This is a genomic window from Corallococcus aberystwythensis, assembly GCF_003612165.1.
Classification (GTDB): Bacteria; Myxococcota; Myxococcia; order Myxococcales; family Myxococcaceae; genus Corallococcus; species Corallococcus aberystwythensis.
This window is the reverse complement of the sequence record NZ_RAWK01000322.1, coordinates 1-10,094: the sequence shown is the minus strand read 5'-3', so window position 1 is coordinate 10,094 and position 10,094 is coordinate 1. Positions and strand designations below refer to the sequence as shown.

Genomic DNA, 10,094 nt, shown 5'->3' with positions numbered 1-10,094 from the left:
GTCGTCGTCCCCGCCGCACTTGCTCGCGCTGACATCGCGGAGGCACCGCCCGTCGCGGATACCGACGACACAGCTTCGGCCGGCACCGCCGCGGACACCGTGCCGGCCAACGTGGACACCACCGCGCTGGAGATGGCGCCCGACGGCAACATGCCGCCCACGAGCCCCGCGCCCGTGCGCACCACCTCGCGCGCCGCTCGCGCCAACGTGGGACCGAACTCCGTCTTCGGCGTCTGACGCGCGATGGAGGGGGCGATGCTCAACGACGGGATGCGACGGTCTTCCAAGAGGTGCCTCCGGCAGGGATTCGCCGGGGCTGCACTCCACCGTCCGTGCCAGGACCCAACCCCTTGAAACGACAGGGGCGCGCTCCGCACCTTCCGCGTCAGGCGTCTCCGGTGCGCGCGCACCCGGTCCACGCCACGGGACGGCGGACGAAAACCCGAAAACTTGCCTAAGCGCCAACCTGATTCATGGTTGTCGCGTCCTGTCGCACTTGAAGGTGAGCACTCCGATGATGACCCCCTCCAACGGCCCCCGTCCGAACGAGCGCGAGCGCTACCACCCGCGCGTCGAAGCCCGGCTCCAGGTCAAGGTGCTCCTGTCGGGCCGCACCGTGACCGCGCAGGCGCGCGACGTCTCCATGAACGGCCTGTTCCTCCAGGCCCACCCGGCGGACTCGCAGCGCGCGCTCACCATCGCCCTGCCGCTGCCTGGCGACCGCGAGCTCGTCACCATGTGCACCATCCGCCGCCGCGAAGTGGACGGCGTCGCGCTGGAGTTTGGCGAGCTGGACTGGGACGACCTCATCGCCCTGGCCCGCTTCCTCCACCCGCACCTGCCGTAGGGACTTCCGGGGGAGCGTCAGTCCGCGGCGGTACGCGCCGTGCGCAGCCGCTCCACCAGGTCCATCAGCTCCGCGCCCCGGAAGGGCTTGTGGATGTAGCCGTCCGCGCCCGCCTGCGTCGCGCTCTCCACGTCCGCCTTCCTCGCCTTCGCGGTGAGCATGTAGAGCGGCACCTTCGCGGTGACGGGGTCGCTCTTCAGGATGCGGCACACGGAGACGCCGTCCAGCTGCGGCAGCACCACGTCCATCAGGATGAGGTGGAAGACGCGGTCGCGGGCCAGCTTCAGGCCTTCGATGCCGTTGGCCGCGCACACCACGTCCACCGCGCCGTCGCTCAACATGGAGCGCACCAGCTCGCGGATGACGGGCTCGTCCTCGACGAGGAGGATGTGGAAGGGTGCCTGCGCGTTGCCAGCCATGGTTCCTCGGGGCCCCTCGTAGGCCATTGCCCTGGCGACGTCCAGCGGAGCGACGTCTCCCGGATGCCCCTCTGTACAAAAGCAGTCCACCGCCGGATTCCTACAGGCGGGGGTCGCTCCGGCCCCGCCTAGATTTCGGCGACGCCGTCGCGCTCGGCCCAGCCCTCCAGGCCGTTGGGCAGACGGATGCGCACGTACTTCCCTGTCTCCTCCAGGAGCTGCACCTTCAGGCCGGCGTGCACCTCGAAGAGGGAGCGCCCCTCCGAGCGAGGGAGCTCGCGCGCCACCAGCGTGGGGGACAGCACCACGGCCTCATGCACGTTCTGGTGCACCCAGATGTGCGCACCCAGGAGCAGCACCGCCGGCACCGCCGCCGTGAGGCAGAGGCCCGCCACCACCGCCACCGCCGTGCGCCGCAGCGAGGGAAAGACGCGCCGGAAGAGCAGCAGCGCGAAGCCCACGAGCCACGCCACGAAGAAGACCCACGCCACCGCCGCGCCGTCCGTGGCCGCCGCCAGCCGGGGGAGGAAGGCTTCGTCCGCGGCGGCGCCCACCACCTTGTCCACCTGCCGCGCCCGCGCCAGGGACAGGTTGGCCTCCAGGTCCGAGGCACGTCCGCCCTGCTTCCGGGCCTGCTCCAGCGCCAGCACCGCGCGGCCCAGGTCGCCCCGGGCCAGGTGCGTGGTGCCCAGGTTGTAGAGCACGTCCGGCCCACCAAAGCCGTGGGCGATGAGCTTCTCGTAGTGGGCCTGCGCGGTGGCGTAGTCCTCGCGCCCGTACGCGTCGTTGGCCTGCTGGAAGACGGCCTCCGCTTCCTCGGCGGTGTAGTAGCCCTGCGTCGCCGCGTCGCTCATGCGGCCCACCCTTCCATCACCGCCGCCGCGGTCGCCAGCACCTTGCGCCGCTCGCCCGGCTCCACCCCGCCGCCGTAACGGCCCAGGTCGCACGCCTCCAGCACGAAGAGCACCCGCGCGCGCCGCTCCGCGTCCACTCCCGCCGCCGCCAGCTTCTCCCCCAGCGCTTCGCGCGTCAGCCCACCGACGGGGAAGCCGAGCTGCGCCTCCAGGAAGCCCACCATCGCCTTCTCCACCTCCACGTAGAAGGCCCCCGCGTCCGCGCCTGCCTTGAGCTTCTCCGCCTCCGCCAGCCGCTTGCGCGCGGCCTTCGCCTGCTGACGGCCCCGGCCCGCTTCCGAGCGGGTGGCCAGCCGGCCGCGCATGCCACCCACGAACGCCACGCCCGCCAGCAGTCCCAGCGGCGCCAGCACGCCCACGACGAAGAAGGGCCGCATCCACACGGGCTGCGACGGCCCCACGAAGTGGGCCTGGGCGCGCACCGGACGCAGGCCCCCGGTGGTGAGCACGTTCTTCTGCTCGTTGGCCGCGTCCGCCACCTGCGAGGGCGTCATCGTCGACGGCAGCGAGGACACGCCGCCCGCGCCCGCCTCCACGGTGATGGTGACGGGGTCCGTGCGCGCCGTCTCGTACTGGCGCCGTGACGGGTCGAAGTACGGGAAGCGCAGCTCCGGCAGCGTGAAGGTGCCCGTGCGCTGCGGCATCACCAGGTACTCCACCACACGGCGGCCCTGGATGCGGTTGCGGTTGGGCATGAGCCGGTCCGTCGTCGTCGGCTCATAGATTTTCAGCGAGGCGGGCCCGGTGAGCTTCGGCGGGGTGACGTTCTTCACGTTGCCCTGCCCCTCCAGGATGACCTTCACCGTGATGGGCTGCCCCAGCTCCACGCGCGTCTGCGACACGTCCAGCGACATGCGCCACGAGCCCACGTTCGCGTTGGACATGTTCGGGGGCGCGCCGGACGGCAGGGGCCGCACCTTCACCTTCAGCCCGTTGGAGACGCGGTGCACGCGGTGGCCCGCGAAGAGGAAGCCCGTGGTGATGTCCGCCTCCGCCGGGGTGATGAGCAGCGTGCCGGACTTCACCGGGAACAGCGCGCGGCGGCGCAGGAGGTAGGCCCGGTACGGGATGCCGTCCACCACCTTCTGCTCGCCCGTGAGCTGCGTGGGGCTCTCCACCTCCTCCGTCCAGAAGCCCTCCAGCTTGGGCATCGTCACCGCGTCCACGCTGGACAGGTCCACGCGCGAGTAGATGTAGAGCGACAGCGTGGCCTGCTCGCCCACGTAGAGGTCGTCCCGGTCCAGGCTCGCGCGCAGGAACAGGTCCGAGTCCCCGCGCGGAATCACCGGCTCGTCGGCCTCCATGTCGGAGTCATCGCCCCCGAACGGATCCGGCATGTTGCGGAAGTTGCGGAACGGATCCGGCAGCGCGTTCCGGCCGCCCTGCTGCGCTTGAGGTGCGCCGCTCGCATGGCCTTCGCGCACGGTGAGCTGCACGGCGTCCGTGCGGTACGTGCGGCCTCCGGCGGTGAGCGTCGCGGGTGGAATCGTGAGCTTGCCCGCGCGCAGCGGACGCATCAGCAATTCGTGGCGGGTGATGTCCTGGATGACGGCGGGGCCGCCACCGGACAGCGAGATGGAGCGCTGGCTGCCGCGCGACGAGGAGAGCACCTCGAAGTCGTTGGACTCGGGCAGGCGCACCTGGGCGTTGGACGGCGCGTCCACCACCACCACGGTGAGCTTGAAGGTGTCGTCGGTGCCCACCTCGGTGCGGTCCACCGTCTGGTAGAACTCGATGTCCGCCGCCCACGCCGGCGCCGTGGCCAGGAGGGCGAGCACGGCGAGCAGCGCCGTGCGCCCGCTACCAGTCCTTCTCATTGGGCTTCCTCTGCTTCTTCTTCTGCTGGAAACGCCAGAGCTGGAGATTCTTCTCGTTCTGCTTCATCGCATCCAGCAGGCGCTCCGCTTCCTGCCGGTCGACGTCGCCCGGCGAACTTCCGCCGTCGCGCGGGTTCGACTCCGTCTCCTCCTCGCCCTCGCTCCCGCCGTCCGCGCCGCCATCGCGCGAGTCGCCTTCGCCCTCGTCCTCGCCTCCGTCAGCGCCGCCATCCGCGCCGCCGTCGCCCTTCTGGTCCGGATCCTGCTGCCCGCCATCCGAGCCGCCATCCGCCCCACCGTCGCCGGGCCCGGCATCACCGCCACCGCCGTCCGCGCCGCCATCCTGACCGCCATCCTGCGCACCGCCGTCCGCGCCTCCGTCAGCGCCGCCATCCGGACCGCCGTCCTGACCACCGTCTTGCGGAGTGCCGCCGTCGCCCTTCTGGCCGCCGTCCTGGCCCGCGTCCGGACGTCCACCGTCGTCGCCGCCGTCCTGGCCACCGTCGGTGCCGCCATCCGGGCCGTTCTGGGGCGGAGGAAGGTCGCGCAGCACCACCTCGTAGTTGTGCCGGGCCAGCGGATCCGTGGGGTCCAGCGTGAGCGCCTTGCGGTAGGACTTGAGCGCCTCCGAGCGGTCGCCCGCCGTGGCCGCGAGGTTGCCCAGGTTGTACCAGCTCTTCTGCGCCAGGCCGGGCTGGCGCGAGGACTCCGCCACCTGCTTGAAGGCCTCGCGCGCTTCCGCGGAGCGGTTCAGCTTCGCCAGCGCGTCCGCCCGGTTGAACTCCACCGTCGGATCATTCGGCCGCTCCTTCTTCGCGGCCTCGAAGTCGCGGAGCGCGTCCTCGTAGCGCCCCGCCGCGTAGGCCTCGCGCCCGCGCTGCACCAGCGGGTGGTCCTTCTCCAGCGGGCCCACAGCCCACGCGGGTCCTGGCAGCGCCAGGAGGCCCGCCAGGCCCACCGCCAGCGCACGCGCCGCGCGCCGCTGCATCGAATGCGCGCTCATGCGGCCCTCCGGCGCGAAGGGATGAGCGCCATGCCCAGCACCAGCAGCACCAGCCCGGGGATGGCGAACCACTGGAAGCGTTCGTCGTAGCGGACCGTCACGCGGCTCTCCAGCTCGCTCTTCTGCAGCTGGTCGATGCGCTCCACCACCTGCCCCATGGCCACACCGTTGGGCTGGTAGAAGAAGGCGCCGCCCGTGGCATCCGCGATGGCCGTGAGGCCCGCCCGGTCCAGGCGCGTGATGACGGTGTCGCCGTTGGAGTCCTTCTTGTAGTCCACGAACTCGCCGCGCCGGTCGTAGACGGGAATGGGCTCACCGGAGTCCGAGCCCACGCCCACCGCCAGCACCTGGACGTGCGCGTCCTTCAGCGCATCCGTGGCCTCGCGCACCTCGCCCGTGAGGTCCTCGCCGTCCGACAGCAGCACCACCACGCGCTCCTTGGAGCCCCGGTCCGCGTTGTCCAGCACCTGCTTGGCCAGCTTCAGCGCCGCGCCCACGTTGGTACCACCCTGGGGCATCACATCCGGATCCACCGCGCGCAGGAACAGCTTCACCGCCGAGTAATCCGACGTGAGCGGCGACTGCACGAACGCGTCCCCCGCGAACACCACCAGGCCCGCGCGGTCGCCCTTCAATTCATCCAGCAACGTGTTGAGCTCCAGCCGCGCGCGATCCAACCGGCTGGGCTGCACGTCGCGCGCGAGCATGGACTTGGACGCATCCAGCGCCACCACCACGTCGATGCCCCGGCGCTTCGTCAATTCGCTCTTCGTGCCGCACTGGGGCTGCGCGAGCGCGAGCCCGAACAGCATCAGCCCCAGGCCATACAGGCCGCCCTGCACCGCCGGCCGCCACACGGACACGCCGGGCGCGAGCGTCGCCACGTGGCGCTCCGCGATGAGCGCCGACAGCCGCGTCCTGCGGCCCAGCGCCTTGAGCAGCGCGAGCAATCCCAGGAGCAGGCCCACCACGAACAGGCCCAGGAACAGCGGCTGCGCCAGCCCCACCTGATAGCCCAGCAGCGTGAAGCGCCATGCCTCCAGCGTGGGCATCATGGAAACACCCGCAGGAAGGTGGCGCGCAGCAGCAGCTCCAGCGCGGCGAGCCCGAAGGCCACCAGCAGGAACGGGTGGAAGTTCTCCTTGTACGTGGCGCTGGCGCCGCCCTCCATCAGCTTCGAGCGCTCCAGCGCGTCCAGCACCTTCTGCAGACCCCGCTTGAGGCCCTCCGGGTCGGTGGCGCGGTAGTACTCGCCGCCGGTGCGGTCCGCGATGTCCTGCATCAGCTCCGGGTTGATGGGGATCTCCGTCTCGCGCCACACGGTGTTGCCGAACAGGTCCGTGCCCTGCGGGAAGGGCACCTTGCCGCCCTTGCCCACGAGGATGGTGTAGATGGGGATGTGGAGCGACGCGGCCATGTTCGCCGCGTCCAGTGGGGAGATCTTGCCGGCGTTGTTGTCGCCGTCGGTGATCAGCACCACCACCCGGCTCTTCGCGTCCGAGTCGCGCAGGCGGTTGAGCGACGTGGCGATGGCGTCACCAATGGCCGTGCCGTCCTCCAGCACGCGGGTGCGCAGCTGCTTGAGGACTTCCTTCAGCACGCCGTAGTCCAGCGTCAGCGGGGACTGCGTGTACGCGGCGCCGGAGAACACCACCAGGCCCAGGCGGTCGTTCACGCGGCCGGTGATGAAGTCCGCGAGCACCTCCTTCGCCACGTTGAGGCGGTTCTGCGGACGGAAGTCACCGGCCTCCATGGACGTGGACAGGTCCAGCGCCACCACGATGTCGATGCCCTCCACCGACAGGTCGCGCACGCGCGAGTCGCGCGACTGCGGCCGGGCGATGGCCACCACCGCGGCAATCACCGCCGCCGCGCGCAAGAGGGGGAGCAGCGGAAGGAGGTACGTGCGGAAGCCCCGGCCGCCCTTCGCGAAGACGTGCGCGGCGGAGAAGCGCAGCGTGGCGCGGCGCTTGCGCTCCCAGAAGGCGAGCACGAGCAGCAGCGGCGCCAGCAGCAGGGCCCAGAGCGCCTCCGGGTTATTGAACGCGAGGTCCGGGGGCAGCATCGGGCGTGGGGGGAGCGGGAGGAACGTACGTTTTCGCGAGCAGGTCGTAGCCGAAGGCCAGCGCCTGATTGCAGGACTCAGGGGACGCGTCGGCGCGGGCGTACTTCACCAGGTCCGACTCGGAGACGAAGCGCATCAACGCGTCCTCCGGCAGGCCCTGCGTGGGCAGCCTGCGCAGGGACGCCATCAGTTCGGACGACGTGCACTCCAGGGCCTCGAAGCCGTAGCGCTCGCCCAGGTAGCCACGCACGATTTCGGAGAGGCGGAAGTAGAAGTCCTTCACGTGCCCCCGGCCGGGCAGGTCCTCGCGCTTGAGCGCGTCCAGGGACTGGCGCACGCGCACGTCCAGGGGCAGCAGCGGCACGACCTTCTCCCGCTTCGGCCGGCGCTGCCACCAGCGCACCAGCGCCCAGGTGGCGAGGCCCACCGCCAGCGCCGCCGCGAGCGCGTAGAGCAGCGTCCACGAACGGATGGGCACTTCCTGCGGGGGCTGGTAGTCGAAGAGCTCCGCGCCCTGCCCCGACGCGTCCGGCGGCAGCGTGGAGGCCACCTCCACCGTCTTGCCCTTGAGCACGAAGCGGCGAGGCCCTTCCGGCGTCGCCACGTCGAAGGCGAGGTCGGGCAACTGCACGCTGCCCAGCTCGAACGCGGAGAAGCGCAGGCCGAACGTCGTGGTGGCGTCGTTCGCGTTGTCCTGGCGCTGGCGCGTCTGCTGGAGCAGCTCCACCGGACCTTCACCGGTGGGCGCCACCAGTTCGTAGCGCTGGTCCTTCGGGTGAGTGAGCGTCACCTGATAGGTGAAGGGCTCGCCCAGGTGCACCTCTTCCGGCTCCACCCTCGCGGACGCGCCCGTGGGCGTCACCGTCTCCAGGGCGACCGGGGCCTTCACCGGAGCAGGAGCCTGGGCCCGGGCGGCCGGCGCGCTGACGGACAGGACGGCCGCGAGGAGGAGCGCGTGTCTCATGCCGCCATCCTCCGGGCCCGCGCGCGGAAGAAGTTCGCCAGCGCCTTGCCGTGGTCGTCTCCGGCGCGCAGCTCCACGTGGTCCAGTTCCAGCTTCTTGAACAGCTTGCGGCGCTCGTCGCGCTGGGCCTGCATGGCGCGCATGAACTTCCCGCGCACCGCGGTGGAGCTGGTGTCCACGACGAAGCGCTCGCCCGTCTCCGGATCCTCCATCTCCACCAGGCCGTGGCTGGGGAAACGCTGCTCCAGCGGGTCCTCGATGACGACGGGCACCAGGTCATGCCGGCGGCCCACGATACGCAGCGGCTTCTCGTAGCCCGTGGCCATGAAGTCCGACACGAGGAACGTCACGGCCTTCCGCTTGGACACCTGCGTCAGGTACGTGAGCCCCGAGGACAGGTCCGTGCCGTGGCCCTTCGGCTTGAAGGTGAGGATGTCACTCACGAGCCGCAGCACGTGCATGCGGCCCTTGCGCGGCGGAACCACCTTCTCCACCCGGTCCGAGAAGAGGATGAGCCCCACGCGGTCGTTGTTCGCGATGGCGCTGAAGGCAATCTGCGCGGCCACCTCCGCGGCGACCTCCGCCTTGGTGCGGTCCTTGGAGCCGAACTCGTTGGAGGCGGACACGTCCACCAGGAGCATCACCGTGAGCTCGCGCTCCTCGGTGAAGACCTTGATGTAGGCCTCGTTCATGCGCGCGGTGACGTTCCAGTCGATGAAGCGGATCTCGTCGCCGGGCTGGTACTGCCGCACCTCGGAGAAGGCCATGCCGCGGCCCTTGAACACCGAGTGGTACTGGCCGGCCAGCATGTCGGAGACCACCTTGCGGGTGCGGATCTCCAACTTGCGGATGCGGCGGATGAGGTCCTTGGGCAGCACGGGCGCGCTCTTACCGGGGGCCTTGCATGGGGCTTCTCAGGGGACTTCCACGCGGTCGAAGACGCGCTGGATGATCTTCTCCTGGGTGAGCTCCTCGGCCTCCGCCTCGTAGGTCATCGCGATGCGGTGGCGGAGCACGTCGAAGGCGATGGCCTTCACGTCCTCCGGGGTGACGAAGCCGCGGTGGCGCAGGAACGCGTGCGCACGGGCCGCCTGCGCGAGCGCGATGGTGGCGCGCGGCGAGGCGCCGAACTGGATGTAGTCCGCCAGGTCCTTGAGGCCGTAGCGCGCGGGCTCACGCGTGGCGAACACCACGTTGAGGATGTACTCCTTCACCTTCTCGTCCATGTAGATGGCGTGGACGAGCTCTCGCGCGCGCACCAGGTGCTCCAGCGAGATGACCCGCTGGACCTTCGGCGATGAGCCGCCGGACATCCGGTCCATGATGACCTTCTCTTCATCACGGGTCGGGTAGCCCACCTTCACCTTGAGCATGAAGCGGTCCACCTGCGCTTCGGGGAGGGGGTAGGTGCCCTCCTGCTCGATGGGGTTCATCGTGGCCAGCACGAGGAAGGGCGAGGGCAGGCCGAAGGTCTGGTCGCCGATGGTGACCTGGCGCTCGGCCATGGCCTCCAGGAGGGCGGACTGGACCTTGGCGGGGGCGCGGTTGATTTCGTCCGCGAGGACGATGTTCGCGAAGATGGGCCCCTTGCGGACGGTGAACGCGGCCGTCTGCTGGTTGTAGATCATCGTGCCGACGAGGTCCGCCGGCAGCAGGTCCGGGGTGAACTGCACGCGCATGAAGGTGGCGCTGAGTGAGTCCGCCACGGTGCGCACGGTCAGCGTCTTGGCGAGTCCGGGCACGCCCTCCAGGAGGACGTGGCCGTTGCACAGGAGGCCGATGAGGATGCGTTCGAGCATGTACCGCTGCCCGACGATGACCTTGCCGGTCTCCTGGTTGAGGACCTCGACGAAGCTGCTTTCCTGCTGCACGCGTTCGGTGAGCGCGCGAATGTCGGTGTTCATGTCCCCTCTGTCGGCCTGGGCGGCGGGCAGCCTAGGGTTCCCGGGCGTCCGGCTCAACACCGCTGTACGCCAGACATTCCGCCAAGCCGCCCCGTCCCGTAAAGGGTCATCCTCCCATGTCCCTATCTCTTATACACATCTCCGAGCCCACGAGCCATGCG

11 protein-coding genes are annotated in these 10,094 nt (G+C 70.3%); 2 read left to right on the top strand and 9 right to left on the bottom strand.

Annotated elements, in window-relative coordinates; genetic code table 11:
* Both D7W81_RS42610 and D7W81_RS35975 read left to right on the top strand, forming a co-directional pair.
* Positions 1-237: hypothetical protein (locus D7W81_RS42610; protein ID WP_208721588.1), on the top strand; the 237-nt coding region annotated here is incomplete at its 5' end.
* A gap of 277 nt (positions 238-514) precedes the next feature.
* On the top strand, positions 515-847 hold the full coding sequence (locus D7W81_RS35975) for a PilZ domain-containing protein (RefSeq protein WP_120559898.1): 333 nt from the start codon (positions 515-517) through the stop codon (positions 845-847).
* A 17-nt stretch (positions 848-864) separates the two neighbouring features.
* Here the strand turns inward: D7W81_RS35975 and D7W81_RS35970 are convergent, their stop codons facing one another.
* From D7W81_RS35970 to D7W81_RS35930, 9 genes are all read right to left on the bottom strand, one after another.
* On the bottom strand, positions 865-1,266 hold the full coding sequence (locus D7W81_RS35970; RefSeq protein WP_120559902.1) for a response regulator: 402 nt from the start codon (positions 1,264-1,266) through the stop codon (positions 865-867).
* Between the two features lie 128 nt (positions 1,267-1,394).
* On the bottom strand, positions 1,395-2,120 hold the full coding sequence (locus D7W81_RS35965; protein ID WP_120559901.1) for an SH3 domain-containing protein: 726 nt from the start codon (positions 2,118-2,120) through the stop codon (positions 1,395-1,397).
* Positions 2,117-3,997: a BatD family protein gene (locus D7W81_RS35960; protein WP_120559897.1), complete on the bottom strand. Its 1,881-nt coding sequence runs from the start codon at positions 3,995-3,997 to the stop codon at positions 2,117-2,119. Before D7W81_RS35960 ends, D7W81_RS35965 begins: the two co-directional genes overlap by 4 nt.
* On the bottom strand, positions 3,981-5,000 hold the full coding sequence (locus tag D7W81_RS35955; RefSeq protein ID WP_120559896.1) for a tetratricopeptide repeat protein: 1,020 nt from the start codon (positions 4,998-5,000) through the stop codon (positions 3,981-3,983). The genes D7W81_RS35960 and D7W81_RS35955 overlap by 17 nt, the downstream gene beginning before the upstream one ends.
* The gene (locus D7W81_RS35950) at positions 4,997-6,052 is read right to left on the bottom strand and encodes a VWA domain-containing protein (RefSeq protein WP_120559900.1); all 1,056 of its coding nucleotides are present in this window, start codon (positions 6,050-6,052) and stop codon (positions 4,997-4,999) included. Before D7W81_RS35950 ends, D7W81_RS35955 begins: the two co-directional genes overlap by 4 nt.
* Positions 6,052-7,065, bottom strand: a complete 1,014-nt coding sequence (locus D7W81_RS35945; RefSeq protein WP_244227675.1) for a vWA domain-containing protein — start codon at positions 7,063-7,065, stop codon at positions 6,052-6,054. Before D7W81_RS35945 ends, D7W81_RS35950 begins: the two co-directional genes overlap by 1 nt.
* On the bottom strand, positions 7,037-8,029 hold the full coding sequence (locus D7W81_RS35940) for a hypothetical protein (protein WP_120559895.1): 993 nt from the start codon (positions 8,027-8,029) through the stop codon (positions 7,037-7,039). The genes D7W81_RS35945 and D7W81_RS35940 overlap by 29 nt, the downstream gene beginning before the upstream one ends.
* Positions 8,026-8,907 (bottom strand): DUF58 domain-containing protein, encoded by an 882-nt coding sequence (locus D7W81_RS35935; protein ID WP_120559894.1) that lies wholly within the window; start codon positions 8,905-8,907, stop codon positions 8,026-8,028. Before D7W81_RS35935 ends, D7W81_RS35940 begins: the two co-directional genes overlap by 4 nt.
* A gap of 36 nt (positions 8,908-8,943) precedes the next feature.
* Positions 8,944-9,933 (bottom strand): AAA family ATPase, encoded by a 990-nt coding sequence (locus D7W81_RS35930; RefSeq protein WP_014398943.1) that lies wholly within the window; start codon positions 9,931-9,933, stop codon positions 8,944-8,946.
* Between the last annotated feature and the right edge of the window lie 161 nt (positions 9,934-10,094).

What these genes read in the sequence shown, in the direction of transcription:
- D7W81_RS35965 (WP_120559901.1), bottom strand. Translation starts at nt 2,120, where the DNA reads ATGAGCGACGCGGCGACGCAGGGCTACTACACCGCCGAGGAAGCGGAG.
- D7W81_RS35940 (WP_120559895.1), bottom strand. Translation starts at nt 8,029, where the DNA reads ATGAGACACGCGCTCCTCCTCGCGGCCGTCCTGTCCGTCAGCGCGCCG.
- D7W81_RS35955 (WP_120559896.1), bottom strand. Translation starts at nt 5,000, where the DNA reads ATGAGCGCGCATTCGATGCAGCGGCGCGCGGCGCGTGCGCTGGCGGTG.
- D7W81_RS35950 (WP_120559900.1), bottom strand. Translation starts at nt 6,052, where the DNA reads ATGCCCACGCTGGAGGCATGGCGCTTCACGCTGCTGGGCTATCAGGTG.
- D7W81_RS35960 (WP_120559897.1), bottom strand. Translation starts at nt 3,997, where the DNA reads ATGAGAAGGACTGGTAGCGGGCGCACGGCGCTGCTCGCCGTGCTCGCC.
- D7W81_RS35970 (WP_120559902.1), bottom strand. Translation starts at nt 1,266, where the DNA reads ATGGCTGGCAACGCGCAGGCACCCTTCCACATCCTCCTCGTCGAGGAC.
- D7W81_RS35930 (WP_014398943.1), bottom strand. Translation starts at nt 9,933, where the DNA reads ATGAACACCGACATTCGCGCGCTCACCGAACGCGTGCAGCAGGAAAGC.
- D7W81_RS35975 (WP_120559898.1), top strand. Translation starts at nt 515, where the DNA reads ATGATGACCCCCTCCAACGGCCCCCGTCCGAACGAGCGCGAGCGCTAC.
- D7W81_RS35945 (WP_244227675.1), bottom strand. Translation starts at nt 7,065, where the DNA reads ATGCTGCCCCCGGACCTCGCGTTCAATAACCCGGAGGCGCTCTGGGCC.